27 protein-coding genes are annotated in these 26,110 nt (G+C 41.8%); 22 read left to right on the top strand and 5 right to left on the bottom strand.

Annotated elements, in window-relative coordinates; all coding sequences use genetic code 11:
• Positions 1–73: 73 nt before the first annotated feature.
• The 5 genes from MKY54_RS22825 to MKY54_RS22805 all read left to right on the top strand — a co-directional run bounded on the left by MKY54_RS22825 (position 74) and on the right by MKY54_RS22805 (position 3,502).
• Positions 74–739: an amino acid ABC transporter permease gene (locus MKY54_RS22825; protein ID WP_076186917.1), complete on the top strand. Its 666-nt coding sequence runs from the start codon at positions 74–76 to the stop codon at positions 737–739.
• A complete protein-coding gene (locus MKY54_RS22820; RefSeq protein WP_076130269.1) occupies positions 720–1,397 on the top strand; it encodes an amino acid ABC transporter permease in 678 nt (225 codons plus the stop codon). The genes MKY54_RS22825 and MKY54_RS22820 overlap by 20 nt, the downstream gene beginning before the upstream one ends.
• Positions 1,398–1,419: 22 nt before the next feature.
• Positions 1,420–2,175, top strand: coding sequence for an amino acid ABC transporter ATP-binding protein (locus tag MKY54_RS22815; protein ID WP_076134604.1), 756 nt, complete (start codon positions 1,420–1,422; stop codon positions 2,173–2,175).
• Between the two features lie 19 nt (positions 2,176–2,194).
• The gene (locus tag MKY54_RS22810; RefSeq protein WP_076130267.1) at positions 2,195–3,070 is read left to right on the top strand and encodes a cysteine ABC transporter substrate-binding protein; all 876 of its coding nucleotides are present in this window, start codon (positions 2,195–2,197) and stop codon (positions 3,068–3,070) included.
• A 120-nt stretch (positions 3,071–3,190) separates the two neighbouring features.
• Positions 3,191–3,502, top strand: coding sequence for a hypothetical protein (locus MKY54_RS22805; protein ID WP_076277430.1), 312 nt, complete (start codon positions 3,191–3,193; stop codon positions 3,500–3,502).
• A gap of 85 nt (positions 3,503–3,587) precedes the next feature.
• Here the strand turns inward: MKY54_RS22805 and MKY54_RS22800 are convergent, their stop codons facing one another.
• Positions 3,588–3,800, bottom strand: coding sequence for a hypothetical protein (locus MKY54_RS22800; protein ID WP_038572647.1), 213 nt, complete (start codon positions 3,798–3,800; stop codon positions 3,588–3,590).
• Between the two features lie 244 nt (positions 3,801–4,044).
• The gene (locus MKY54_RS22795) at positions 4,045–5,490 is read right to left on the bottom strand and encodes a hypothetical protein (RefSeq protein WP_076218438.1); all 1,446 of its coding nucleotides are present in this window, start codon (positions 5,488–5,490) and stop codon (positions 4,045–4,047) included.
• Between the two features lie 85 nt (positions 5,491–5,575).
• Between MKY54_RS22795 and MKY54_RS22790 the strand changes: the two genes are divergently transcribed.
• The 6 genes from MKY54_RS22790 to MKY54_RS22765 all read left to right on the top strand — a co-directional run bounded on the left by MKY54_RS22790 (position 5,576) and on the right by MKY54_RS22765 (position 10,788).
• Positions 5,576–6,187, top strand: a complete 612-nt coding sequence (locus tag MKY54_RS22790) for a DedA family protein (protein WP_076130264.1) — start codon at positions 5,576–5,578, stop codon at positions 6,185–6,187.
• Positions 6,188–6,337: 150 nt separating this feature from the next.
• Positions 6,338–6,691 (top strand): VOC family protein, encoded by a 354-nt coding sequence (locus tag MKY54_RS22785; protein ID WP_076186911.1) that lies wholly within the window; start codon positions 6,338–6,340, stop codon positions 6,689–6,691.
• Positions 6,692–6,983: 292 nt separating this feature from the next.
• Positions 6,984–7,703 carry an SDR family NAD(P)-dependent oxidoreductase gene (locus MKY54_RS22780; RefSeq protein ID WP_076130262.1) on the top strand — a complete coding sequence of 240 codons (720 nt, stop codon included), beginning with the start codon at positions 6,984–6,986 and terminating at the stop codon, positions 7,701–7,703.
• A 434-nt stretch (positions 7,704–8,137) separates the two neighbouring features.
• Complete coding sequence (locus MKY54_RS22775; protein ID WP_076218439.1) at positions 8,138–8,641, top strand: DinB family protein; 504 nt, start codon at positions 8,138–8,140, stop codon at positions 8,639–8,641.
• 323 nt (positions 8,642–8,964) lie between these two features.
• Positions 8,965–10,110: a hypothetical protein gene (locus MKY54_RS22770; RefSeq protein WP_139332058.1), complete on the top strand. Its 1,146-nt coding sequence runs from the start codon at positions 8,965–8,967 to the stop codon at positions 10,108–10,110.
• Positions 10,111–10,437: 327 nt separating this feature from the next.
• Positions 10,438–10,788, top strand: coding sequence for a DUF6678 family protein (locus tag MKY54_RS22765; RefSeq protein ID WP_218640935.1), 351 nt, complete (start codon positions 10,438–10,440; stop codon positions 10,786–10,788).
• Between the two features lie 103 nt (positions 10,789–10,891).
• Here the strand turns inward: MKY54_RS22765 and MKY54_RS22760 are convergent, their stop codons facing one another.
• The 3 genes from MKY54_RS22760 to MKY54_RS22750 form a co-directional block, all read right to left on the bottom strand.
• Complete coding sequence (locus tag MKY54_RS22760; protein ID WP_076194765.1) at positions 10,892–11,368, bottom strand: hypothetical protein; 477 nt, start codon at positions 11,366–11,368, stop codon at positions 10,892–10,894.
• A gap of 82 nt (positions 11,369–11,450) precedes the next feature.
• Complete coding sequence (locus MKY54_RS22755) at positions 11,451–11,858, bottom strand: VOC family protein (RefSeq protein ID WP_076279218.1); 408 nt, start codon at positions 11,856–11,858, stop codon at positions 11,451–11,453.
• Positions 11,859–11,938: 80 nt separating this feature from the next.
• Entirely contained in the window at positions 11,939–12,799 is an 861-nt protein-coding gene (locus tag MKY54_RS22750; protein ID WP_339188036.1) for a LysR family transcriptional regulator, read from the bottom strand.
• A 181-nt stretch (positions 12,800–12,980) separates the two neighbouring features.
• Here MKY54_RS22750 and MKY54_RS22745 point away from each other — a divergent pair, with 181 nt between their 5' ends.
• The 11 genes from MKY54_RS22745 to MKY54_RS22695 all read left to right on the top strand — a co-directional run bounded on the left by MKY54_RS22745 (position 12,981) and on the right by MKY54_RS22695 (position 26,088).
• On the top strand, positions 12,981–14,162 hold the full coding sequence (locus MKY54_RS22745; RefSeq protein WP_076277410.1) for an MFS transporter: 1,182 nt from the start codon (positions 12,981–12,983) through the stop codon (positions 14,160–14,162).
• Positions 14,163–14,438: 276 nt separating this feature from the next.
• Entirely contained in the window at positions 14,439–15,362 is a 924-nt protein-coding gene (locus tag MKY54_RS22740; RefSeq protein WP_076218443.1) for a helix-turn-helix transcriptional regulator, read from the top strand.
• A 249-nt stretch (positions 15,363–15,611) separates the two neighbouring features.
• Complete coding sequence (locus MKY54_RS22735; protein ID WP_339188033.1) at positions 15,612–16,589, top strand: phosphotransferase; 978 nt, start codon at positions 15,612–15,614, stop codon at positions 16,587–16,589.
• Positions 16,590–18,086: 1,497 nt separating this feature from the next.
• Positions 18,087–18,905, top strand: a complete 819-nt coding sequence (locus tag MKY54_RS22730) for a helix-turn-helix domain-containing protein (RefSeq protein ID WP_339188030.1) — start codon at positions 18,087–18,089, stop codon at positions 18,903–18,905.
• A 23-nt stretch (positions 18,906–18,928) separates the two neighbouring features.
• Positions 18,929–20,098 (top strand): MFS transporter, encoded by a 1,170-nt coding sequence (locus MKY54_RS22725; RefSeq protein WP_339188029.1) that lies wholly within the window; start codon positions 18,929–18,931, stop codon positions 20,096–20,098.
• A 948-nt stretch (positions 20,099–21,046) separates the two neighbouring features.
• Positions 21,047–21,595: an RNA polymerase sigma factor gene (locus tag MKY54_RS22720; RefSeq protein ID WP_339191255.1), complete on the top strand. Its 549-nt coding sequence runs from the start codon at positions 21,047–21,049 to the stop codon at positions 21,593–21,595.
• Entirely contained in the window at positions 21,577–22,716 is a 1,140-nt protein-coding gene (locus MKY54_RS22715) for a DUF4367 domain-containing protein (RefSeq protein WP_339188026.1), read from the top strand. The genes MKY54_RS22720 and MKY54_RS22715 overlap by 19 nt, the downstream gene beginning before the upstream one ends.
• A gap of 596 nt (positions 22,717–23,312) precedes the next feature.
• Positions 23,313–24,167 (top strand): hypothetical protein, encoded by an 855-nt coding sequence (locus tag MKY54_RS22710; RefSeq protein WP_339188024.1) that lies wholly within the window; start codon positions 23,313–23,315, stop codon positions 24,165–24,167.
• Positions 24,168–24,344: 177 nt separating this feature from the next.
• Entirely contained in the window at positions 24,345–24,788 is a 444-nt protein-coding gene (locus MKY54_RS22705; RefSeq protein WP_076281344.1) for a GNAT family N-acetyltransferase, read from the top strand.
• 95 nt (positions 24,789–24,883) lie between these two features.
• Positions 24,884–25,318 (top strand): DUF6678 family protein, encoded by a 435-nt coding sequence (locus MKY54_RS22700; RefSeq protein ID WP_339188022.1) that lies wholly within the window; start codon positions 24,884–24,886, stop codon positions 25,316–25,318.
• A gap of 188 nt (positions 25,319–25,506) precedes the next feature.
• Positions 25,507–26,088, top strand: coding sequence for a TetR/AcrR family transcriptional regulator (locus tag MKY54_RS22695; RefSeq protein ID WP_076281345.1), 582 nt, complete (start codon positions 25,507–25,509; stop codon positions 26,086–26,088).
• Positions 26,089–26,110: the final 22 nt, after the last annotated feature.

The following is a 26,110-nucleotide window of genomic DNA, read 5'->3' as shown; positions in this document are numbered from 1 at the left end:
ACCACGCGTAAGGTTTAATGTAAGATTTTGATAATTATTAGAAATTAAGAAAAGGGGATCGGGTTACTCAGATATGAATTTAGACTGGGAGTTTATCTACGAGAGTTTGCCGCTTTATGGTGAGGCGATGTGGCTGACAGTGAAGCTAGCGTTGTTAGCTATTGTATTCTCACTCCTTATTGGATTACTGTTCAGTATCGTCTTGTACTATAAGGTCAAAATCGTCAGTGATGTTATTAAGATCTACATTGAGCTTTCACGGAACACCCCTTTACTTGTGCAGCTCTTTTTTCTTTACTATGGCTTACCTAAGATCGGAATTCACTTTAGTGAAATGACCTGTGCGATTGTAGGCATGACATTTTTGGGCGGGAGCTATATGACGGAGGCTTTTCGAAGTGGGTTCGAGGCAGTTAGCCAATCGCAGATTGAATCAGGTCAGAGCATTGGACTGTCTAAGCTGCAGCTGGTCAGATATGTTATTTTTCCCCAAGCCTTTGCGATAAGTATTCCTTCTTTAGGGGCAAATGCGATCTTTCTGCTGAAGGAGACCTCTATTGTAGGTGCCATTGCTTTAATGGATTTGATGAATGTGGCAAAAGACTTGATCGGCATGCATTACAAAACAGCGGAGTCTCTGCTCCTTCTGGTACTCGCCTATTTGGTGTTAGTCCTGCCCTTATCGCTTTTATTGACTTGGGTGGAAAGGAAGGTGAGATATGCAGAATTCGGGGATTGAGGTGCTTTTTGAAGGTTCTAATTTCGAACGATTATTAGGGGGCTTACTTGTAACGATTGAAATTTCATTTCTCTCTATTGGAATCGGTACGTTATTAGGGATCGTTATGGGATTGCTCCGGACGCTGGGATCGAGGCCATTAAGGTTTATATTACGTCTTTATTTGGAGACCTTTAGAATTATTCCGATTCTAGTGTGGCTGTATGTAGTACATTTCAGTTTCTCTCCATTACTTCATATCGATATCAGCGGGGAGGCTACCTCTATATTGGTGTTCAGCTTATGGGGAGCTGCGGAAATTGGCGATCTTGTTCGTGGAGCTTTGCAATCTATGCCAAAACATCAGGTGGAATCTGCCAGGGCGCTAGGTCTGAGCAGCAGTCAACTTTATCGGCATATTTTGATCCCGCAGGCTGTACGCAGAATGCTGCCGGGAATGATTAATCTTGCCACACGAATGATCAAGACAACATCACTGGTGGTGCTGATTGGAGTGATTGAGGTGGTAAAGATCGGGCAGCAGATCATTGAACTCGGCGTGATAAAAGCGCCCACCGCTTCATTCTGGGTATACGGCTTTATCTTTATATTATATTTTTCTGTATGTTTTCCGTTATCCAGACTTTCGAAAAAAGTTGAAAGCAGATGGCAAAATTAAGGCTTAGGAAGGAACGGTTGTAATGGCAGATTCCGGAGAACTCCTGCTGGAGGTTACACAATTACACAAATATTTTGGAGAGCGAAAGGTTCTGGACGGCATTGAATTGCAGGTCGAAAAAGGAGAAGTAATCGTTATTCTCGGTCCCTCTGGCTGTGGAAAAAGTACGTTCCTGCGTTGTCTTAACGGTTTGGAACCGGTTCAGGAAGGGGCGATACAATATCGTGGGCAGAACCTCGCGGGGGCTGCTGTAGATTGGCGTGAAGTTAGGCAGCATATCGGAATGGTCTTTCAAAATTATGAGTTATTCCCGCATATGACGGTTATGGATAACATTCTTCTAGGCCCTCTGAAAGTACAAAAGAGAGAGCTTAAAGAAGCAACGCAGCAAGCGGAACAGCTCTTAGAGCGGGTAGGGCTGCTTGAGCGTAAACTGGACTATCCACGCCAGCTTTCCGGTGGACAAAAGCAGAGAATAGCTATAGTAAGAGCTTTATGTATGAATCCGGAGATTATGTTATTTGATGAAGTGACAGCATCCTTGGATCCGGAAATGGTTCGGGAAGTGCTTGATGTGATCTTAGGGCTTGCTCAGCAAGGAATGACGATGATCATCGTGACTCATGAAATGGGGTTTGCCAAATCGGTTGGGGATCGGATCGTGTTTATGGATCAAGGCAAGATATGTGAGATCGCTGCCCCGCAACAATTTTTTACCCACCCTGCGACAGAACGTGCCCAGCATTTTCTGGATATATTTCAGTACGAAAAATTATAGAAATAGGAGAGGAAGAGAAATGAAGAAAAGTTTGAAATGGCTAACGATGCTGGTAGGTGTAAGTATATTATTGATGGGATTGGCTGCTTGCGGAAATAGTTCGGATAACAACGGAAACTCAGCATCTTCTAAATTCACTTCTATTGAACAGCTAAAGAAGAAAGGGAAGATTAAGATCGGTGTATTTGCAGACAAACCACCTTTTGGTTATGTGGACGCTGAGGGTAAAAACCAAGGATTTGATGTGTATATTGCCAAACGCTTTGCCAAGGATCTGCTAGGGGATGACTCGAAGGTTGAATTTGTGTTAGTTGATGCTGCCAGCCGCGTGGCTTATCTTGAATCCGGTAAGGTTGATATCATTATGGCTAACTTTACGGTCACCGAGGAAAGAAAAGAAAAAGTGGATTTTGCTAATCCGTACATGAAATTATCCTTTGGGATCGTATCCCCAGACAGTGCTCCAATCACTTCCATTGATCAATTAAAAGGGAACAAGCAAAAGCTCATTGTAGCTAAAGGTACGACAGCGGAAACCTATTTTACCAAAGAATATCCGGATATTGAATTGCTCAAATTCGATCAGTACACCGAGATTTTTGCAGCGCTTAAAGATGGTCGGGGGGCGGCAATCGCTAACGATAATACAGAACTCATTGCTTGGGCTAAATCAAATCCTGGATTTACGGTCAGCATTCCTGCTTTCGGGGGTCAGGATACAATAGCTCCAGCAGTGGCAAAGGGGAATAAGGAATTGCTGGACTGGATTAATACAGAACTTGATACCCTTGGTAAAGAACAATTTATCCATCAAGCCTACAAAGAAACCTTAAATGAAATTTACGGTGAAGGATATACTGATGAGCTTGTCGTTGAAGGCGGGAAAATCCAGTAACGGATTGGGAATAACATTGCGGGGGCATCTGAGAAGATGCCTTTTCTACAGATAGACTATTGCAATTTCTATAATGCCGAGTATAATACTGGGTATACACAGAATAAGGAGTCGGTGAAAATGTCTGTCGATGATTATCTGGATCTTTTAAACTACGCCAAAGCAATTAACGATGGACAGTGGCAAGCTGACATCATAGACCGTTTGAATAAGCTGAGCAAGGCTTCTCATGCTGAGACAACAGAACAAAGTGTGAAAGAGCTGTGGATTCAATTCGACGATATAAATGCAATATTAATGGATTTATTTAATAAGCTGAGGGAAAGTGGGGATCCAGTAGAGCAGTACCGGTGGAAAGAGAAAATCTGGGAGTTAAAGCAGGAACGGATTAATCTATCGAAGAAGATTCAGAGTAGATATATCAGGATATAATTTAAGCTCACATTGTAATAATAAATAGAAAATAAAAAAAGGCATGCAGTTAGTCTGCTCTGCCAAACTTACGATGGTCTATAGGCTACTTAGACATTTGCATTCCTTCGCGCATCATTGTCATACACATAGTCATCATTTCATCGCAGTCCTGCATTTTTTTCATCATCATATCCATGTTCATATCCATCATGCCCATTTCAGACATTTTTTCCATGCCCATCTTCATACAGTTCATCTTAGACATCATATCATCCATACACATGTTCATCATCATTTCCATACACATCTTGTCCATTTTTAATTCCTCCCTTCTTTTAAATTACCTTTCTTCCATAAAATACTATACAATTTAGGAACAATCAACGCTAGATTTGATATTTTACTAACTTATTTTTCTTATTTGTCGTAATTATGTATATCCTTACCATACGGATGTTATTAATCAGAATACTTAATTGCGGATGGTGACTATTGGCTAGATTGCCTCAGGTCAGCGTTTTTTTGCGTTCTACAGAGTGAGGAATTAACGAGCCGGATCATCACTCTGGGATAAACGAGAAGACACTGCCATAGGTCCCTGTAAATACGGGCTGACCGAATTTTTGTGTCCATTCCTTGAGTAGTTTATAGGAGACCTTTTTGCTCGTAATTACATAATCGGGCTGATCGTAATTAACGATCTCGGGAAGGTATTCAGAGAATCCGTGCATCGAGCGTTCAAAAGCAGTCCAACCCAATACGCCAAGAGAATCTTTTGTCACGAAGGGATCTTGTCTGCCATCACATAACACATCTCCCCCTCGAAACATGACATAGCCGGATGAACCGTAGTGTGCGAGAACTTTCGGACGTGTACCTTCAGATGTATGCTGCAGAATATAGTCCATTTCATCTATAGGATATTTTTTGGCGTCAATAACTGGTGGTACAAGGAATAGATAAGCAATGTTTAGCAGCAGGCCAACTGCCAGTAACCCTCGTAATGTACTTTGTCGGACTAGAATACCTGTTTTGGTGAACTCAGGAAGCGCATCAAAAAATACAGCCGCAAAATAGGGGATGAACAGCCACATAAATAGGTTTTGCTTGAAGTTTGATACACCGAGGTATAGAATCCCAAGCATAAGAAAAAAACGGAACGGTTTACGCTGGAGTGCAAAAGGAAGTGTGCAGGCAAAGAACAAAAGCAATAGTAAGATGGGCAAGTTCTCCAAGCTATTGAACCGAATCGGCTGCCATTCATTGATCAGCAGGTTAAAGTTCTTTTTCGTAACTGTCAAAATAAACAAGAGACTTTTTACGCCGCCTGGATTTAGAATGCCAACGAACCAGACGAGACTGAAGACTATGATTTTACGCCCATTCAGCGTTTTTTGGATCAAGGATTCAAGCAGAGCCATCCCTGTAAATACAGCAATTACAAGCCATACTCCTGCATGGAAATTGGCAATGGCAATAGAAAGAGCAATCATCGCAGCGGCATATTTCTTTTGAGAACTCATTTGATATTCACGTAAATATACGAAAAACCAGACAATCATAAACGAAGAGATCATCTGTGGACGGCCTTTGAAATAATTATAATAAATCCAGCAAGAAATTAGCAGCACAAAAGGGAGCAGGAGAACATGGTCTTCTTGAAGTCCCAGTTCTTTGCGTGAAACCTTACCCAGCCGAAGCAATCCGAGCACTAAAAAGAACAAGCATACAGCGGTCAAAATATACACACCCGGCCATCCAAAAGCTGCATAAAGCGGGGCAACGAGCAGCTGGAATCCGAATTCATGAGGGACGTAGGGCAGCTTATCTCCGTAAAAAGTATGTATGGCATGATGTAGAACTTGTCCGTGCCCGATCATATATTGTCCTAGCTCTATATGCCAGAAGGTATCGGGATCATTGTAAGAAAATTTAGGGAACATCAGCAAGATAGCGGCTATAACGAATATGCCATACAAAAATTTGTGTATATTGAATTTCATCATTATTTTGTTTTCCCCCCGTTTTTTGTTCAATTATAACGAGACTTTCTTAAGGAATAGTAAAATTTATGAAGCGGAGTGAACACTCATGCATCAACTATTTACGTGGATATCTGAATCCGCGCTTCACCTTGTTAATTCTATGGGTATTTGGGGCATCTGGTTAGGGATGATTCTAGAGAGTGCCTGTATCCCCATTCCCAGTGAGGTGATTATGCTCAGCGGTGGCTGGCTGATTGCGCAAGGCTCGCTTACTTTTATGGAAGTTGCTGTTGCTGGGATATTCGGAAACCTACTGGGTTCCATCATTGCCTATTATATTGGTAAGGCTGGTGGACGCCGGTTATTAGAGAAATACGGAAAATATATTCTCCTGAATGAGCATCATTTGGAGCAATCGGAGCGTTGGTTCGAGCGTTATGGCGAGAGTACCGTATTTTTTACTCGTATGTTGCCCTTTATTCGTACTTTTATCTCACTGCCCGCAGGGGTTGCTGGAATGAAAGCTTGGAGATTCATAACATTTACAGCACTCGGCTGTATCCCGTGGAACTTAGCTTTGATCTATCTGGGATACCGCTTAGGTGACAACTGGGGTATCGTTGAGCAATTTATTCGCCCAATCAGTTATACCATTTGCGGAATCGTGGTGCTTCTTGTGTTGAGGTGGTTAGTACGGAGATTTCGTAACCAGACTTAATGCCAGTTCTTCGGGTGTTTTCTGCTCGGTGAGCCTCCGCAGCTAAATATGGATAAATAAAGGTCAGGAACGTCGAGGCTAGAATTAACTGTTATATGTTGAATGCATTCTATATTCAAGGATAATCTACTTCTGTCTGGGAGGTTTGAAATGAAGGTCAAACGAATCGTCGCCAATATAAACACGAAGGATCTCACGGCAGCTAAATGCTTCTACGAGGATGTGCTCGGTCTTGATTTAATGATGGATCATGGTTGGATTAGAACTTATGGTTTAGACGAGGAGATGAGCATTCAGATTAGTTTTGCCTCACAGGGTGGCTCAGAAACGCCTACGCCTGATCTATCAATTGAAGTCGATGATGTCGATGCTACATTTGAAAGCATGAAGAAAGCTGGATTTCCGATAGAATATGGGCTTGTTGATGAGCCTTGGGGTGTTCGGCGATTCTATGTCCGCGACCCGTTTGGCAAACTTATCAACATCCTTGAGCATAGACATTAGATGAGTGGTCACGGCGTGCAGAAATCTTGATTGTTAAACTATCGAATAGCGATAGCTAAATGATGACATAAGGCAGCCGATCAGTGGATCGGCTGTCTTTATTCAATTAACGGGCAGGATAGTTGAACATAATCATGCATAACCGTATTATAAGTAAGTATAAATTCATTGGTGAGGGAAGCGTCATATAAAAATTCAATGTTCTTGGTGATTCTTATATTGAATGATTTTCAGCATTCACTGTGAATTTAATGATTAAATGCAGAGATAAATCATATCGAAAGGATAACTTATGAGGAATTTTATTATCTTCGGAGCAAGTAAAGGATTAGGTGAGGCATTCTTCAAAGGATTGCCAGAAAAAGGTGATCGTGTTTGGGTGGTTTCTAGAACTTATCCTAACAATTTAAATCTTGAAGATGGTGTACAGAAATATTGGATTGAGGCTGATTTAGCGAAATCTGATGCAAGCAAGCTGATTGCGAATACAGTAAATGACGTTACAATAGACGTATTAATATATAATGTAGGGATATGGGAGAGCAAAGGCTTCAGGGATGACTATGATTTTGAAAAAGATGACCCAGCTGAAATCGTCAACATCATTAATGTAAATGTTACTTCAGCTATTACCTGCATACAGAAGCTTTTACCGAATCTAAAAAAGTCAGATAACGCAAAAATTTTCTTAATTGGTTCTACGGCAGGTCTTGAACATAATGATTTTACGCAAGTTTCATTTGTAGCTTCTAAGTTCGGTTTGCGTGGTATTGGAAATTCTATAAGGGAGCATGTAAAAAAGTATGGGATCGGTGTGACTTGTATAAATCCTGGTGAAATTGCAACCCAAATTCCATTGGAAGATGGAATTGAGAAAGTCTTGTCTGCGTATGGCGGTACACAGATTCCTCTTCAAGATATTGTTTCTTTAGTTAAATGCTTAATGAACCTTTCCAAAGCCTCTTGTGTAAAAGAAATAAATATTCCAGCAATGTTGGATACAAATGCGTAGTCGACTCCATTGAGAATGATAGTGCGAAAAAGCGAGGTTCTAAGAAACCACTCCATAGTAAAGGAGTGGTTTTCGCTTTATACATGAATATGTAAAGTTTGGTCAAACTCTAATTTATGCTTAGATATACTACGGTGAGCCGTATCATAAATAACGGTTGAGCTAACGGGATACGATAGTTGAATAATACATTACATTGATAAGCAAGTGCTTCGGTATCCTGCTCTTTTTATTAAGCTAATAGGCAGGCTAGCGTAAACAAAATGATCAAAAGTATTAACCATACGTAGTTAATTACATTTCGGGATTAGCACAATGATTTTCGGCAGCTTCGTTTGGTTAACGGGGGTAGTTTAAGTAAATGTAAATATTTACTTGCGAACTAATGTTCGGTACAATAAACTTGATTCCATTACAAAAAGGAGATGTTGGATATGTATAAACACATTAAAGATTTTGCCGCAACTTGGCAGAATGAAACGGAAGCAACAATGCGGACACTGGAGATGCTGACGGACGAGTCTCTTGGCCAACAGATAACAAGCGATCATAGAACGCTTGGACGTGTTGCATGGCACCTTGTACAGACGTTGCACGAAATGCCATCTCGGACGGGACTGTCTTTCGAAGGACCGGGCGAAGATATGCCGGTGCCAGCTTCGGCAGCAGACATCGCGTCAGTCTATAAGAGGACCTCACAAGCGCTCCTTGATGCTATACAGTCCAGTTGGAAAGATGAGAATCTGCTTATCATGAGCGATATGTATGGTGATCAATGGCCAAACGGCTTAATGCTGGAAATTCTCGTAAAGCATGAGATTCATCATCGTGGTCAGATGACAGTACTGATGCGTCAGGCAGGCCTTCGTGTGCCGGATCTTTACGGTCCGACAAAAGAGCAGTGGGCCGAGTATGGAGCGCTACCTCCAGTAATTTAGAGTAAGATTATATCCGCTTTGGCCGTTTGGCTATAGTGGGATTTATAAGTATTTTATCATGGGATTAAAAGTGGTGGCTTGAATCATAGACAAGAGGATACCATCGGACTGAAACTGTTGATTCTATTGAACTAACGGGAAACAATAGCTTAATCTAAAACGAAGGTAGCTGGTCTATATGAACGGCTACCTTCGTTGCGCTAAAGGACACATTTTCCCTTAATCTATATAGAATTGAAGATGAGATAGCAGGAAATCTTGCAACAGCTAGGGAATACCAAATTATGGATTTATAAATGTATATGAAAGGTTGATCTTAGTTTATGAATGACCGTAATCTCATCTTCGTAGCAAAAGCGAAAATGATGCTTGTATACCCTTTGCTGCTTGCCCTGATCGTTATACTTGTGGTCAGTAGCCTTACTGCCTGCGATAATTCCACCGCAGGCAAGACAGCAAGCAAGTCTGCGCAGCCGACCAAGGATGTACCTGTGGTAGCGCAAGCATCGGGCAGCATTTATCTGTACGGTGAAGCACACGGCGTAGCCAAGATATTTGACAAGGAATATAAATTGTGGTCTCAATACTACCATAACGAGGGCATGAGGCACTTATTCGTCGAGCTGCCCTATTTTACCGCCGAATACTTGAATCTATGGATGCAGTCGGACAATGATGATATTTTAGAGGAGATTTATGATGATTGGGAACGGACACGTAGTCACAACCCTGATGTCAAAGAGTTCTACAAAAAAATAAAGAGCGAGTGTCCGGAGACGATTTTCCACGGCACAGACATCGGGCATCAATATGAAACTACCGGGAGCCGCTATTTATCTTATCTTGTGGCAAACGATCTGGGAGAATCGGAGAAGTATACTTTAACAATGGAAGCGATCCGGCAAGGCCGTGTTTTTTACAGCAAAGAAGACGGCGTATATCGGGAAGACACGATGACGGAAAACTTTATTCGCGAATTTGAGAAGTTGGGCAATGAGAGCGTTATGGGCATTTACGGCTCAGCGCATACCGGGCTTGATGAAATGGACTATAAGACCCAATCCATCCCTTGTATGGGCAATCAATTACAGGAGCATTATGGCGATAACATTTATTCTGAGAACCTAAGTTGGATTGCTAAAGATATTGAGCCATCCAGAGTAGATTACATCTCCTTACAGGGCAAGGAATATGCAGCATCTTATTTTGGTAAGCAGGATTTGAACGGGTTCAAGGATTACGCCTATCGAGAATTTTGGCGATTGGAGGACGCCTATGAAGATATCAAAGACCTTCCACTGGTGGACAATTATCTTCCTTACGATAACTATCTGATGCCGATAGAAGTAGGCCAGGTCTTTGTGGTCAACAGCACCAAAACAGACGGTTCAGTGCAAAGAGATTACTATCTGTCTAGCGGCCAAGTTGTGGAGGGTGTGAACTCAACACAACAATTCACAGCAGAGTGACGATCAGTAATATGATGATTATCTCAAGTACAACACGCTCGCTCATGCATCGGGCGTTCATAAAAGCTAATTGGGAAAATTGTCACGTGCCGAAAATGAGTGCTCGGTTGATATAAGAGTGGCTCCAAAATTCACCGCTTCAACCAAAGTGGTGAACCGTAGGTATGGGTAAGTTTTTTACTGATTGCATTACGCTAACGGGACACGTTAGTTCAATAAACATGATAAGGCAGCCCGTCAGTCAATGCGATCAGCTGCCTTCATTCAACTACCGGGAAGTTTTGTACAAGAGAAAATGATGAAGTGGAATAAACACGTTCAGTACTGATGGATGAAAAAGGTGAATATATGGATTCAAATGAACTAAAACCTTTAATGAACAACACAAAATGGGAAGAAATAAGACAAGCAATGCTCAACTATGCCTTTCCAACCAAATGGAGGATTAAAGACATTGATACTGGCTATATCAGCCTTTGGGATGGAGATTGGTATTACCATTTTTCAGATGGTGGTTACAAATTTATTGAGTGGTTAGAAATTCATGCTGAAAATGACTCGATAAATGCTGATTTAATTCAAATCTTGAAAAAAATACATGTTCCAGGTGAAGTAACTACCGACTCCATCATAATTTATGGATATAACAAAACTAATGAATTCATTGATTATATATAATACGCTTCACCTCAATGCTTCCAAACACAAAGTACAGTTTGACCATTAAATGTATATCTGTATATAAAAGAAAAAACACTCCTGACAATGGAGTGTTTTATTATTATTCAAATTTATTTGAAGTCCATGTAGCAATTCCATTCATTGGACATGCAACAACTAGCCAGTTATCAGATTCTACTCCCACCTGCCAACATTCATACTTCTCATGAAAACCAATAACAAATAGTATGCTACCTGATTCAAAGCTTATAATTAAATGTGGAGTGCTGTCTCCCAATTGTATATCTATAATCTTTTCACGTCTCATCTTTATGATCTGACTGTATTTTTCTTCCTCAGAAACATCTGCAATTTGACTTTCATTACTAGGGTATTGAGAGGGAACTGAATCCAATATAGTCCACTTTGATTCAATGTTCAGGTACAGTTGACCAGCTAAATCATCGAAGCCTTCATACTTAGTTAAATAAACTTGAGTAGCACCACTTGATACTCCAAATCTAAGACCATCAATTTTTGCCCCAATACAAAGATGTTTAAGAACTCGTTCAGCGAAGTCCCTATTTTCTTTATTCATTCCGTTCCCCAGCTCTTTTCATCAACGTATAAGCCCGAATCATTACACCATATCTTGGATTTGTTGGTGTTGGCTTTTCGCTTCAAATTTCGCGTTTTGGCATTTTGCTCTCATCCATGTACAGCAGATTCCAGCGGTGACCGTCCAGGTCGGCAAATCCTGCGCCGTACATCCAGCCGTCAGTTTCACTTGGCTTGCCAAAGATGTTTCCTCCGGCAGACTCTGCTTTTTGGATAAAAGCATCTACTTCTTCTCTGCTTTCAGCACCAATGGAGAAGATTACTTCAGCGCTATGGGAAGTATCTGCGGTTTTTGAACCAGTAAATTTCTCAAACGCCGCATCCGGGAACAGCAGAATTGTTGTTTGACCTATTACAAGCTTAGCTCTCTCGTTCCCAACACTCACCGCTTGGAATCCAAGCTCATTGAAAAAGGCAGTTGACCTCTCAACATCTTTGACTGGCAGGTTAATCCAAATCTCCTGTGACATGGCTGTAGCCTCCTAATATATTTTCATTCCTACTATACTCTACTTCTGGCAGCAGAAGCGATCTCTTTCGCAACTCACCTTTAATTGAAATACTCGATAGTTTTCTCAATAAATGACTTGGCCGATTTTGTCAGAAAACGGTCGGACCGATGAATGATCTCAAAGTGACGATATGGCGGATCGTCTGTAATTCGGATGCAGCGTAATGTTGGTTCATTCATTGCTTGGATCAAACGGTAAGGCAGCAATGTTCCTCCGACATTGGCTTTCACCAAGCTAATAATGGAAGTTGCCGAACTGGTCTCCATGATCGTATCTAAGCTGAATCCATATTTACGACAATAGCCATCAACTAATTCTCTGCCTGTAAATCCTTCGGGGAACATCACAGTTTGGATATTACGCAGTTCCTGGATTCCAATCGTGCTTCGTTCAGCCCAATCATGATTCTCAGAAACGACAAGTACATATTCTTCACTGCACAAGGGAATGCGTACAAGCCGATTATCTGGAGCAGAGGTGATCTCGATCCCGATGTCTACTTCATTATCTAGTACTTGATTCAAGACGTAGATCGAAGAGATAAGCTTCAGCTGCACCTTGGGGAATCGCGTATGAAAATTCACGAGCAATGGGGTGAGCCGATAGTCCAGATCGGAAGGGAGAACACCAATTACCAACCGACCTCGTTGATCATTGCGTAATTCAGCTAACGCATCCTGGGTATTCTGTAAATGCCGAATCATCTGTACACAGTGCTCCAAAAACAGATTTCCTGCTTGAGTCATCACAATCTTTTTGCCGACTCGGTCAAATAAGGGAACTCCGAGTTCATCCTCAAGCGCGCGTATTTGTTGACTCAACGTAGGCTGAGATATGCCAAGCTTCTCAGCTGCTCGTGTAAAATGAAGCTCCTCACACACAGCAATGAAGTTTTCCATCTGACGAATCTCCATATGAATGACCTCTAATCATTGGTTTTAGTAATCATTTTAATAGAAACAATAGTATTGTTCAATCATTCTAATGATTCTATACTTAATCGTGCACCGCCCAAAGATCTGTTATTAACAAAGGGTCATGGGAGAATGCAGCGATACTACTACCATGAGGTGATTCATAATGAAACTTTTTTATATCGTCTTGGCGCTTATCCTGGCTTCACTGAATTTACGACCACCCATTACATCCATTTCTCCTCTAATGAGCATCATTCAGAATGATCTGGGTATAAGCGGGATTACCGCCAGTTTGTTAACCACACTTCCGGTATTATGCATGGGCATATTTGCTCCGTTCTCCGTACGATTAAGCAGAAGGTGGGGAAATGAGGGCGCAATTGTTCTGGCTTTAATCCTCATTGGGTTAGGTACGGGATTACGATGGTTTGTTGGTACAACTCCTTTGATGATGTTCACTTCTTTTCTTTCCGGTGTAGGAATTGCATTGGCAGGGCCGCTGTTGTCCAGTTTCATTAAGCAGTACTTCCCTGACCGAGTGGCATCCATGGTGGGTATTTACTCTACAGCGATGGTGATGGGGGCCAGCATTAGTGTGGGACTATCGGTTCCGCTACAGTATACATTGGGTGGTTCGTGGAGAGGCTCGTTGGCTGTATGGGCATTACTGGCAGTCATTGCATTGCCGATTTGGTTGAGATTAGCCTGGTCTGCGCGCACAGATCGACAATCCGGTAAAATCTCGAGTGTACTTAATGCACCACTTCCGGTGAACAATAGACGTGCCTGGGTGCTGACATTATTCTTCGGGCTGATGGCAGCGATCTTCTATTCGTTGACCGCTTGGCTTGCGCCAGCAATCCAAAGCCAGGGGTATAGCCAAGAGACTGCCGGCAAAATCCAAACTTTATTTACCTTGATATCGCTGCCCTCTACTTTGTTCATTCCGATGCTTGTACATCGTTACCAAAGACGTGTATTCTGGCTTGTCGGGTGTGCAATATTAGAGTTGACGGGTGTCTTGATGCTGAACCTATCCGTTAGCCCCTGGCTCGCGGCGATTCCACTCGGTATTGGAGCGGGTGGGCTGTTCCCGATTGCACTGATGTTGCCCATTGATGAAACAAGTAATGCTCAAGAAGCTAGTAGCTGGTCCGCAATGACCCAATCTGGTGGCTACATTCTCGGAGCGCTTGGGCCGCTAGCGATTGGCTGGCTCCACGATGCAACAGGCAGCTTCGTTCAAGCATTCTATGGTTTGGCTGTAATCATCGTGCTTCAGATTATCGTTCAAATGGCTATAGGAAATAAAAAAAGTTCTCCATCCATTTCTCGTCTCCATTAAAGGTTTCGTGTGATACTTCATGTTGATCAATTAGTGAAGTTGTGCTTGCATGGACCTATGAACGTACGTGGTGTAATTCAACTAGCAGGCAGGATAATGGAAATGAACTGTAGAAAAAAACCTATAAATGAAAGTGACAAAAGTGGAGAATTCTACCGACAGTTGAATAAAGCGCCTATGAAAATTCAACCACCGCTTGATAGGATTGCGTTTGAGGAAATGCTATGCTGTTTTCGACAGTGCGCACTGTACATTTTGTTTTATTGGAGGTATACAATGCTCGACTTGCGTAAAATTGGAGCTTATATTTCGAAGCTTCGCAAAGACCAGGATTTGACCCAATTGGAACTTGCCGATCAACTGAATGTAAGTCATCAAGCGGTATCGAAATGGGAACGGGGCGACTCGCTACCGGATATCGGAACGCTTCCGCAGTTTGCGAGGTTATTCGGCAAAACGGTAGACGACATTTTAAATGCAGGAGACAACTCAGAAAATCGGGAGCACCAGCACCTAGGAACGATCGTTGAGGAGATCGCAGAGAACAGGCCGGACCAAGTTGCAGAGATGGTCAATACCGGTGAGATGAAGGTGGAAGAGCTTGTAGAAGTAGCACCGTTTGTAAAAGCAAGCGCTCTGCATAAGGTTACAGAACGATTAGACAGCAGCGTCCTTAAGTTAGACGTGATCATGCGGCTGGCTCCGTTCCTTGGAACAGATACATTGGATGAACTGGTTCGTCAGGCAGAAGAGGGCGAAATTGTGTGGAATGCCATTACTGGACTCGCTCCATTCGTCAGCAGCGACACATTAAGCCGACTGGTAGATAAATCGATTGACGGTTCCTTAGAAGTGCACAATCTTGTTGGAATTGCCCCGTTTCTTGAAAGAGAACATGTAGATCGGTTGGTTCAACAAGCAGAAGAGGGTAGCTTGAGCTGGCATTTCGTTCAAGGGCTGGCACCCTTTATTAGCAGAGAAACGTTAAGCCGCTTGGTAGACCGGGTTGCAGATGGCACTATTGATGCGAACCGGATCATAAGCCTCGCACCTTTTCTGGACAGGGAAAATCTCGAGAAGTTAATTAGTGGAGTCGAAGCTGAACATCTTAGCCCAGATCTGCTGGCAAGCCTTGCTCCTTTCGTCGATCAAGGGACATTGAGTAGAATGGTGACAAACTTATTAAATAAAGTAAAGTAGACACGTATATCGGAGATTGGTGATGCATAGGCAATGGCGTTAAGCTAACGGGAAACGCTAGTTCCATAAACACGATAAAGGCAGCCCGTCAGTAAATGTGATCGGCTGCCTTTATTCAACTAACGGGCAAGTTACCTTAATAAACTAAGTGGTGGATAAAATATAAATATAAGAGTTCTCTCCCGAACTATTAGAAAAAGTCATGGTACGATGTCCTTATTCGGTTGTTTCAGGGGGAGTGAGGAGTACATGTTAAATACTCATGATGTTGCAATAGAAGCATTAACTTGTTATTCGATTACTTATCAATCAATAGCTCATATTGGCCAAAATGCAAACACCATCTATAAAGTGACAGATAAGGAAAGTAACTGCTATAGTTTGCGGATACATCTATCAAAAAATGATTCGATGGAAAGTATTTGGTCTGAGGAAAAAGTCATTCATTCAGAAATGATTTGGCTGCAATCATTAATAAATGATACTGATCTGGTGTTACCTTCACCTATAAAAAATAACATTGGTGAATATGTTACTAAGATAGCTGACATGAACTGTACATTGGTAAAATGGGTAGAGGGTGAACAAAAACAATTTGTTCCAACAGTCAATGATGCCGAGTGCGTAGGTGAATTGATCGGAAAGCTTCATAAACAATCATCTATTTGGAAGGTTCCGCAATCATTTACTAGACCATCCTTTGATAATACTAGAATTTCACAATCATTAGAAAAGCTCAAACAGCTTGCTGACGGTGGTGAGCTCAATAAAAATGATGTGGAAATTCTGCAATTGGCCGGTGAGCGTGCAATTTTAATGATGAACGATATAGAAAGAACACCTGGCAACTGGGGGATAATTCACGCAGACTTAATTCCAAGTAATTATGTGTTTCATAAACAAGAAGCTAGAGCCATTGATTTTGGAGCTTGCGGGTTCGGATATTATTTATTCGATTTAGGTTGGGCACTTTCTTATATCCACCCAGCGTTCAGAAGCCAGTTGCTAGAATCATACGCCAAACAATTCGACCTGCCTCATAACTATGTTCAACAGTTAGAAGGCTTCTTTGTAGCTGCCCAACTCGAAACAATGAATTTTTGGCTTGGGTTGCCTGAATCTAATGAGTGGTTACCCAGTCATATTAGTAAATTAGCAAGTCGGGAATTTAAGTTATATGTAAATAAAGAAAAATTTCTTTTTAGTGGGACTCCTTACTGGGAGTAGTTTGTTCCACTAACGGGAAACGTTAGCTCAAGAATTACGATCAGCCAGCTGCGTGATCAGCTGCCCTTTGCGCGATCTTGATCGTATCGGACCGTAGTGCAGCTATTTCAGCATATGGGTTCATATTGCGAAGATTTCGGACTGTATAGCTCTTATTGCCCTTGATTTGCGTAGAAAAGAAGTACATTTGAGGGGATAGCTGCAACTGAGTCCGATAGTTTGGCAAAACGAGCTGAATTGTGGAAATAAGAGCAACTGAGTCCGAACAGTTGGTGAAAAGAACGCCGCCTGCCAAATTTGCTCCTAAACGTGCTACCCAGTGTTTAAACTAGCCGCCTATAGCTCAAGCTATCTACACCGTGCGCAGAATTAGCTAACTATAGCTCAAGCTATCTACACCGTGCGCAGAATTTGTTACCTGTTGCTCAAACTAGCCGCCTATGTCTCGAAACTAGCTGCCTTTTGCTCGATCTTGATCGTATCGGACCGTATTGCAGCTATTTCAGCATATGGGTACATATTGCGAAGGTTTCGGACTGTATAGCTCTTATTGCCCTTGATTTGCGCAGAAAAGAAGTACATTTGAGCGAATAGCTGCAACTGAGTCCGATAGTGTGGCAAAACGAGCTGAATTATGGAAATAAGAGCAACTGAGTCCGAACAGTTGGTGAAAAGAACGCCGCCTGCCAAATTTGCTCCTAAACGTGCTAACAAGTGCTTAAACTAGCCGTCTATAGCTCAAGCTATCTACATCGTGCGCGGAATTAGCTACCTATAGCCCAACCTAGCTACTCCGTGCGCAGAATTTGTTACCTGTTGCTCAAACTAGCCGCCTATGTCTCGAAACTAGCTGCCTTTTGCTCGATCTTGATCGTATCGGACCGTATTGCAGCTATTTCAGCATATGGGTACATATTGCGAAGGTTTCGGACTGTATAGCTCTTATTGCCCTTGATTTGCGCAGAAAAGAAGTACATTTGAGGGAATAGCTGCAACTGAGTCCGATAGTGTGGCAAAACGAGCTGAATTGTGGAAATAAGAGCAACTGAGTCCGAACAGTTGGTGAAAAGAACGCCGCCTGCCAAATTTGCTCCTAAACGTGCTACCAAGTGCTTAAACTAGCCGTCTATAGCTCAAGCTATCTACACCGTGCGCGGAATTAGCTACCTATAGCTCAACCTATCTACACCGTGCGCGGAATTAGCTACCTATAGCTCAAGCTATCTACACCGCGCGCGGAATTAGCTACCTATAGCCCAACCTAGCTACACCGTGCGATAATTGAAGGATGGGCAAAGGTGAAAACGTTTATTGGCTTATAACGCACCAATTAAACCTTGGAAAGAAGCTTAATATAAACAAGAAGGCAGCCGATCAACACGATCAGCTGCTTTTGTTCATCTAAGAGTAATCTCTCAAATAAATAAAAGCATCCTTGACTTTCCCCTGCACGGGAAACTGTATACTCACCTTATGTTATAGATTGGAGATGATATTTTGTTCAAAATCAGTGCATTTTCTAGGCTAAGCAAGGTATCCTTAAAAACACTGCGTTATTACGACCAGATTGGCATACTAAGGCCGAAAAAAGTGGATCAGGATACGTGCTACCGTTACTATTCCGCAGATCAGCTCCTTGAGCTCAACCGAATTTTAATCTATAAGGAATTGGGTTTTACATTGCCTCAAATTAAACAGCTGCTTCAGGAAAATATTTCATTAGAAAATATTCAAGGCATGTTTAAGCTGAAAAGAAGCGAAATCCAGCATATCATCGATACGGAACAAGCTAAACTTGTCAGGATTGAGGAACGTATGCAGCTTATAGAAAAAGAGGGGCAATTCGAAACGGGTCAAGAAATCAGAGTCAAAGCAGAGGGTGCTCAATTGTTTCTTTATCAGAAAGCATGCGGGAAAGAAGAGGACATTCCGGATTTGCTTCGTCAATTTGATCAGTTTATAACGACGGAAAATCGTCAATTCATTCAAGGCCCTCAGGTTGTTTTGTGGAAAGAAGTCGAAGGAAAAAAGGATGAGTTTGAGTTTGAAGTCGGGTATTTTTTAACCTGTGAGCTGCGATCATTTCCAGAACCGTTTCAGCTACGGACTCTTCCTCCTGAACCGATGATGGCCACAATGGCTTTTCATTCAAATACTAGTTTTGATTGTGCGGCCTGTGTTCATTTAGCTAAATGGATTGAGAAAAACAACTATCAGATCAAGGAGAACGAACCGGGCAGGGAGTTATATTTACCGTTATCTCCAGAACGAGATGCACAATTCATAGAAATACAAATTCCCATTATAAATAGATAACAGAAGAAGTGGAGTGGGGGAAATTGAAAAATAAACGGATCATTTATATTCTGGCACTGGCTGTTTTTCTGATTGGAACCATTGAATATATTATTACAGGAGTTATTGAGATGATTGCTGTGGACTTGGGAGTATCTACTTCTGAAGTTGGATTATTGGTGACTGTGTTTGCCCTCTCTGCAGCCATTGTCGCTCCGGTTTTGATTGCATTAACGATCAATGCAGATCGCAAGAAACTACTAATGACCACCCTAGGTGTGTTTATTGCCAGCAACGGACTTATGTTTGTAGATCTTGCTTATGAAACAGTACTATGGATACGTATTATCCAAGGGGCTAGCGGAGGAATCGCTACCGTTGTAGCCATGGCAATAGCGACCCGACTCGTTGAAAAAGAAAAAAGGGGCAATGCCATCGGTATCATTTTGATGGGGCTTAGCAGTTCACTAGTGCTTGGTGTTCCTGTGGGCACATTTTTTAGTGAGATGTTTGGATGGAGAGTGCTATTTGTTTTAATCGGATTATTAAGTATTCTTCCATTACTTATCATCTATAAAAAGGTTCCGGCAATCAAAGAAGAGGAAAAGGTTACCCTCAGAATGCAGCTCTCTATTTTAAAAAATCCAACCATTCTGATGGCCTTGGTTATTACGTTATTTTATGTCGGCGGCTATTCTACACTGTTTACTTATATTACGCCTTTCTTGCAAGCCACGTCCTCTCTTTCCATGACCGAAATTAGCGGTGTTCTGTTCCTGGCGGGCATTTGCAGCTTTGTCGGATCAAGGCTGGGCGGACAACTGGCAGATGCAAAGGGATCGAAATTTACCATTTGTCTCGGGCTTCTGTTACAAGGAGCGACTCTGCTTTTATTTGCTCTAGCCGGAGTCAATCTGTTGGTTTTAATCTTGGTTTTAATGATTTTTATGTTAGCAACGTGGAGTATTTCCCCAGCCCAGCAACTATATCTGGTTACTCTGGCGCCTCGAAATCCGGACATTGCTCTTAGTGTAAATACTTCGTTCATCCAATTTGGCTTTGCACTGGGATCTGGATTAGGCGGGTTAGTCATCAGTCGTACCTCTGTCCTATATTTGAATTGGCTGGGTTTTGCCGCTGTATGCATAGCTTTACTTCTTGCTAGCTTACTATTTAAAAAAATGAGCAGTAGGACTAAAACTACTATGGTTTAAATAAGAAATGGATTGGAGAACGACAAAGAGAACTTTATCGCCGAATTTTTCCAGAGCCATCTGGGACTGAGTATCAGCATTCCAATTTAATGGACAGAGCTGATGTTGAGTGTTTATTTGATTACTGTCAGATATTAGAAGCGATAACCTCGAAGAATTTATTTTTGAAGTCGAATCACATGTCGATTCATTACCTGAACTTTAAGCTAGAGTGAAACGATATCTTAATAAAAACAAGAAGGCAGCCGATCAACACGATCGGCTGCTTTTGTTCATCTAAGAGTAATTTCTCGAATGAATAAAAGCATCATTGACGTTTCTCAGCACGGGAAACTGTATACTCACATTATGTTGTAGATAGGAGATGACACTGCGTTATTACGACCAGATTGGCATACTTAGGACGAGAAAAATGGATCACGATACGTGCTATCGTTACTATTGGATAGTTCATGGCGAGAAGTTTGTCGGCCAAAAGTATTTTGGTGTTCTTGTCCGCGAGGGGTTCAAGGGTGCCCAGAGCGGCTAGCTTGTAGTAAAAGTACCGGATTCTACATCGTGGAGTCAGGCTGCTGTCAGCTGCCAGCTAAGCTAAGTGTAACTCCATTTACGTTACCGATCCCTAGGAAAGTCCAGCGAGAGAAAGTCACTGCCGCCAACCCCCACCAATGTTGGTCCTGCCTTTATTTGCGGGGCGCTCCTGAAGACCGGCTATGATGACCCGGATGTAATTCTGATTAAGGTCCATGCCGATGCAGTCCAATACTGGAAAAACAGGAACCTGGCTGAGAAGGTGATGCACATGTTCAAGCGGATCACCAACCGGGATTCATCTGTAGGTCTCATTTGCTGTGCAGCCGGAAGAAATAAATGTCACGCCTGAGGCTACTCAAGTGTTATATCTATAGAAACAGAAGAAATAGAAGAAAGGAGACCAACGTGGATTCTATGGAAGAGAAGATTAGCAGAATACAGGCCGGAGATGCCCGCCTGTTCTCAGATGTAATCAAGCTGTACCAGCAGCGGATATACCTCTACTGCTTCCGGATGCTGAACAGCAGGGAAGAGGCGGAGGATGCGGTGCAGGATGTCCTGATTAAGGCCTATCAGAATATCGGGCAATACAAGCCGCAGGCGGATTTCGTATCATGGCTCTACAAGATCGCGTACCACCATTGTCTGAATCAGTTGCGGCGGCAGAAATTTCAGTTTCAATTGCGCAAGCTGCTCTGGCAGGAGGTTGCGGTGAACAGTGCCGAACAAATGGTCGAGGACCGCCTGTTCAGCGAGCCAGTCTCGACCGCCCTGGGGAAGCTGAATGTGGAAGACCGGAATTTGTTGATTCTGCGTATTTATGAAGATAAATCGTTTGCGGAAATCGGCGAAATTCTGGGTGTCAGTACGGCTACCGTACGCAAAAGATATGAACGGACCAAAGGCAAGCTTAAAAAGGTGTTGGAGAGAAAGGAGAAACAACTATGGACAAGAGTGAATTAACCTCGGAGGAGCGGTTTCTGAAGCACGGAGACCGGTCCGCCAATTTCATCCCCGTTGATGTTCATGAACAGGTAATGACAGCGCTCGGGCTTGGCGGGATCTTACCTGCTGCAGAAGAGCAGACCCCTCTGCAGACACTTCCGTCAAACGAAGGGGCTCCTAACGTTATGCGCAGGCTAAAGACAGAAGCCGGAACGGGGCGGAGCCGGAGGAGAATCCTGCGGATTCCGGTGCAGGGCTGGGTGGCGGCACTACTTGTAATGGTCTTGTTGGGCGGCGGTTATACCCAGTATTCCGGTGAACTCCGGCAGGGGGCCCAAATTCAGTACAAGGTGCTGCCCTATAAGCCACTTCTGGCAACGAAATCAGGTGGAATGATAGAGAAGCCGAATGAACCCTTGATTCCCTGGCCGGCCAAAGCGCAGCTGAGCAAAGAGGATGAACTCTACAAGATGAAATATGCAAAGGGCTACAATGCCATTGAGAAGTTGCTGCTTCCTGGAGAGTATGCCACCTATGTTATCAAACGTGAAGACGGGAAAGAAGAATCTCATCTTGGGTTATACTGCCCGCCGATCATAGTCAAGGACTATTCCACTTATAAGACCAGTGTTGAGAAGCACCATGCTCCCGAAGTGAAGCAACCGGGATATATGCCGGACGGGTATACCTTGGACGAGGCGTTTATCAAGCCTTCTTTTATAAAGGTCGAAGATGACAAGCAGTTTAAAGGTGAAAGCGAGATAGACCTAGGAGACAACTTCCGGATGACTTGGAAACGGGAGAAGGCGGAGAATATTGCCTATGATTCTTCTACACTTGTGTACAAGAAGGGGAAGATTCAGGTGAGAATCAGTGCCTCACGTGTTGATGAAAAAGCTACACCGGTAGAAAGCCTGATGTGGACCAAAACGACAAAGGTGGAGAATATTGATATTGGCGGCAAGCAGCTCATTTATCTCGAACCTTCCAGCAACGAAAAGATTGACCTGGGGTATAAGTATAGACTAGTCTGGTCTGACCCGGAAGCGCAGATCATCTATAATGTGTCGGTTCGCCAGGAGAAATCTGAGTTGACCAAGGATGAGGTCATCCGTATTGCTGCCAGTATGATGAATTAAACGAACACAGATATTACGCTCAGGACTGTTTCGCTATCTATGATAGCGAAACAGTCCTGAGCGTTTTTTGCATATGCGAAGCACTGCATATTCGTGAGATTTTATAAGAATTCTTGCATTGCTCTCATATGAACTTCCGATTCATATTATTAATGTAGCAATGTAGCAAGATAATGCAGATTATAGCCTCTCGGAATAAGGAGCAGCATGGAGGGGCTAAACCAGAGAAAGTGCATAATTAGAGCTAATAATATCGAAGTTCCGTTAAGCTAACGGGCAGGATTGTTTAGAAAGTCCCTGATTGTATTTACCTATGCTTACTGTTAATCTAAACAATAGAGATGCTAACAAAGGAGCATAAACCTTATCATGTGGAATACTCTGTAAAGATTAACAATTTGAAGGAATGCCTGAAATAGTGATTACACTATTTTATTAGGTGTGCTTTTCTTTAATCTTACAAGGTGTGCAGGGAAAGGTGTATCATATACCCATCCTGCGGATACCTGATGGTATTCGCTTTTATTCGTGGGAAAACGCATCTCTAATGATTCCTACCTGTTTATCCTTCTACTAGCGAGTGGAGGAACTTTATTATGCGATCGAAATTAGTCTTAATTGAGGGGATGCCAGGATCTGGCAAAACAACAACTGCTCAGCTCGTTCATGAAATTTTTACGGAAGTGAACATTACATCTCAGCTTTTTTTAGAAGGGAATTTGGAACATCCAGCTGATTATGATGGAGTCGCTTTCTTTAAGAAAACTGAATGGGATGAATTATTGAATACCCATAAAAAGTTTAAAGATTTGTTGAGTAATCTAATGATTCAACAAGATAACGATTACTTCCTAGAATATCGGAAAATAAAAAGCGAAGTCTGGTCAAGTTTTCCAGATGAATTGCATCGCGCAGTTTTTAAACATGATATTTATGAATTGCCGCTAGATCAAAATAGGAAACTGATAACAGAACGATGGACGAAGTTTGCGGATCGTGTTTTGTATGGCGCAGACACCTTTGTTTTTGATTGTTGTTTTATACAAAACCCTGTAACTATAGGCATGATTAAACATGGTGCGAAGAAGGAAGACGTTATAAGTTATGTTATTGAACTGGCAATAATTGTAGAGCGGCTGAATCCATTGTTGATATACGTACAGCAGAATGATCTTGATCATTCTTTCAGAAAGGCTGTAAAGGAAAGACCTCAGGAATGGTCAGAGGGATTTATTGAATATTACACGAACCAGGGGTATGGAAAAACACAAAATTATAAAGGGTTAGATGGAACACTGCAGGTTCTTAAAGCAAGAAGGGAACTAGAAGAAGAGATTTTTACCAGATTAAACATTACCAAGATAAAAGTTGATAACTCTTCTTATAATAAAAACGATTATAAGCAAGTTTTAGAGGGCATTTTATCAGAATATTATAAATCAACAAACTAATGAGAGATTGGATTCTAGGGATTGCAGGCTGAAAAAGAGGCAATCTATCAAGCTTACGGGAAACGATAGCTGAGGAGCATTGCCATGGCAATGCTCCTTTTTTATTTGTTGAAGTAACGGGCAGGATTGCTTCATCAATTGTCGAATCCTTTGCTTGAATATTTCTATAAGGGGGCGATGGAAATTAAGATACGAGAAGTTGTAGCAAATGATTACACTGAAGTTGTTTTTTTATGGAATGATGTACTTGGTGTTCGCAATGTTAATATTGAAAATTTTCGAGTTACTATGGAAAACATGAATAAGGCTGGGAATTATAAAACATTCGTTGCATTATTTGAAAATGAAGTGGTTGGTTTTGTCACTATAGTTCAGGCGTTATCCGTAGGGTCTTCGAATGGTTATCTACATATTCAAGGGCTTGCCGTTAAAAAGGAATTACAGCATAGTGGGATAGGTACAGAACTACTAAGACACACTGAGAATTATGCTAAAGAAATGGGAATTTCAAGTATTATTTTATGTAGCGGATTTAAGCGAATCGACGCCCATGCTTTCTATGTGCATAATGGCTATGACAAAGATTCATACTGCTTTGATAAGATTATTAAACTTGACTAATTTTGAATTAATTTACCGGGAAACGATAACTCAATAATGACACACAGGCAGGTCAGCGTGGGATTTATGTTGTTTATTCAGGAGGATTTTTGATTGTGGGTTATGAACAGGATTTTAAAAAAAGGGTACATGAAGTTATTAAACAGAAACAACTATGTTCAGTTATGAATGACACTAAGTGGGGAAACTTACAAAGTGATGTACTAAATAAACTACCTTTTACCCCTCCATATCAAGCTAAGTATGTCTTAGACGATATACTTTATCCAGAGAACTTCGAAAACGACGTCTGGTATTTAGGGGATTGGATAGAAGGACTTTCACCTTTTTTTTCTGTAGAATGGATACGGGTTAGACCAAGGTATCAGAAGCACAAGGGGAATCTGCTTCCTCCTGAATTAATTGACATAAGTAAAGAATTTCTTTCGATTTTACATGAATTAAGAATTCCGTATAGAGAAGAAAATAATACATTTTTCATTTATGGATATATATCAAATACAGACTACTTTTCAAAGGTAATCAATTAAGCTAACAGGAAACGTTAATTTAATAAAAACATGTAAGCAGCCGCTCAAACAACCGGCTGCTTTTTCATTTAAACTTGGTTTGATTCCGGATAAATAAAAGTTGCAAAAAGGAAAAAGATTGCTATACTAAATTTAAACGTTATTTTAAATGTCATTTAAATCAAAGGAGATATACTTGGAGGTTGCGTATGGAGACAGACAAAAAGTTGGAAACAAAAGAGAAGATTATGCGTGCCACACTGGAGTTGACCAAACAAGAAGGCTTTGAAAGGATCACTATAAAAAAAATTGCAGAAGCCTCAAGCACGAATGTTGCTCTAGTTAACTATTACTTTGGGTCCAAAGAAAACTTGTTTAGCGAGTCCGTCAAATTGATATTGAACAGCTTTCAGCATACCTTTGCCATACTTGACGATTTCTCTATATCCTCACGAGATAGATTGAGGCAATTTTTACTGGATTATTTGCAAGTGATCCTTCAATATCCCGAATTGCTCTCCAGAATCATCCTGATGGGCAAGACCGTTTTCTCCTCCCAGCATGAATATGGATCATTTTTGAATCTATTAGGGTTTCCTAAGATACAAAATACTTTAAGAGAGTTAACCGATGAACAGCAGCCAGAGCACCTGATGACCATGACGATGCAGATTTTTGGAGCGCTTTTTCTACCGGCACTTATGAGTCCTATTCTAGAAACAGGAGCTTCCGTGAAGATTGCACCTATAGAGGAACAGATTGACCTGCTCTTTGCAAGATACTTTCATTAATAAACTCAGATTGAGGTGATTA

It is taken from the genome of Paenibacillus sp. FSL P2-0121, from assembly GCF_037975345.1.
Taxonomy (GTDB): domain Bacteria; phylum Bacillota; class Bacilli; order Paenibacillales; family Paenibacillaceae; genus Paenibacillus_AQ; species Paenibacillus_AQ odorifer.
This window is presented reverse-complemented; position numbering and strand designations above follow the sequence as displayed.

What these genes read in the sequence shown, in the direction of transcription:
- MKY54_RS22715 (WP_339188026.1), top strand. Translation starts at nt 21,577, where the DNA reads ATGGACAAGAGTGAATTAACCTCGGAGGAGCGGTTTCTGAAGCACGGA.
- MKY54_RS22695 (WP_076281345.1), top strand. Translation starts at nt 25,507, where the DNA reads ATGGAGACAGACAAAAAGTTGGAAACAAAAGAGAAGATTATGCGTGCC.
- MKY54_RS22810 (WP_076130267.1), top strand. Translation starts at nt 2,195, where the DNA reads ATGAAGAAAAGTTTGAAATGGCTAACGATGCTGGTAGGTGTAAGTATA.
- MKY54_RS22815 (WP_076134604.1), top strand. Translation starts at nt 1,420, where the DNA reads ATGGCAGATTCCGGAGAACTCCTGCTGGAGGTTACACAATTACACAAA.
- MKY54_RS22765 (WP_218640935.1), top strand. Translation starts at nt 10,438, where the DNA reads ATGGATGAAAAAGGTGAATATATGGATTCAAATGAACTAAAACCTTTA.
- MKY54_RS22800 (WP_038572647.1), bottom strand. Translation starts at nt 3,800, where the DNA reads ATGGACAAGATGTGTATGGAAATGATGATGAACATGTGTATGGATGAT.
- MKY54_RS22720 (WP_339191255.1), top strand. Translation starts at nt 21,047, where the DNA reads ATGGAAGAGAAGATTAGCAGAATACAGGCCGGAGATGCCCGCCTGTTC.
- MKY54_RS22790 (WP_076130264.1), top strand. Translation starts at nt 5,576, where the DNA reads ATGCATCAACTATTTACGTGGATATCTGAATCCGCGCTTCACCTTGTT.
- MKY54_RS22785 (WP_076186911.1), top strand. Translation starts at nt 6,338, where the DNA reads ATGAAGGTCAAACGAATCGTCGCCAATATAAACACGAAGGATCTCACG.
- MKY54_RS22755 (WP_076279218.1), bottom strand. Translation starts at nt 11,858, where the DNA reads ATGTCACAGGAGATTTGGATTAACCTGCCAGTCAAAGATGTTGAGAGG.
- MKY54_RS22820 (WP_076130269.1), top strand. Translation starts at nt 720, where the DNA reads ATGCAGAATTCGGGGATTGAGGTGCTTTTTGAAGGTTCTAATTTCGAA.
- MKY54_RS22705 (WP_076281344.1), top strand. Translation starts at nt 24,345, where the DNA reads ATGGAAATTAAGATACGAGAAGTTGTAGCAAATGATTACACTGAAGTT.
- MKY54_RS22750 (WP_339188036.1), bottom strand. Translation starts at nt 12,799, where the DNA reads ATGGAAAACTTCATTGCTGTGTGTGAGGAGCTTCATTTTACACGAGCA.
- MKY54_RS22805 (WP_076277430.1), top strand. Translation starts at nt 3,191, where the DNA reads ATGTCTGTCGATGATTATCTGGATCTTTTAAACTACGCCAAAGCAATT.
- MKY54_RS22760 (WP_076194765.1), bottom strand. Translation starts at nt 11,368, where the DNA reads ATGAATAAAGAAAATAGGGACTTCGCTGAACGAGTTCTTAAACATCTT.
- MKY54_RS22795 (WP_076218438.1), bottom strand. Translation starts at nt 5,490, where the DNA reads ATGATGAAATTCAATATACACAAATTTTTGTATGGCATATTCGTTATA.
- MKY54_RS22745 (WP_076277410.1), top strand. Translation starts at nt 12,981, where the DNA reads ATGAAACTTTTTTATATCGTCTTGGCGCTTATCCTGGCTTCACTGAAT.
- MKY54_RS22770 (WP_139332058.1), top strand. Translation starts at nt 8,965, where the DNA reads ATGAATGACCGTAATCTCATCTTCGTAGCAAAAGCGAAAATGATGCTT.
- MKY54_RS22825 (WP_076186917.1), top strand. Translation starts at nt 74, where the DNA reads ATGAATTTAGACTGGGAGTTTATCTACGAGAGTTTGCCGCTTTATGGT.
- MKY54_RS22740 (WP_076218443.1), top strand. Translation starts at nt 14,439, where the DNA reads ATGCTCGACTTGCGTAAAATTGGAGCTTATATTTCGAAGCTTCGCAAA.
- MKY54_RS22780 (WP_076130262.1), top strand. Translation starts at nt 6,984, where the DNA reads ATGAGGAATTTTATTATCTTCGGAGCAAGTAAAGGATTAGGTGAGGCA.
- MKY54_RS22735 (WP_339188033.1), top strand. Translation starts at nt 15,612, where the DNA reads ATGTTAAATACTCATGATGTTGCAATAGAAGCATTAACTTGTTATTCG.
- MKY54_RS22710 (WP_339188024.1), top strand. Translation starts at nt 23,313, where the DNA reads ATGCGATCGAAATTAGTCTTAATTGAGGGGATGCCAGGATCTGGCAAA.
- MKY54_RS22775 (WP_076218439.1), top strand. Translation starts at nt 8,138, where the DNA reads ATGTATAAACACATTAAAGATTTTGCCGCAACTTGGCAGAATGAAACG.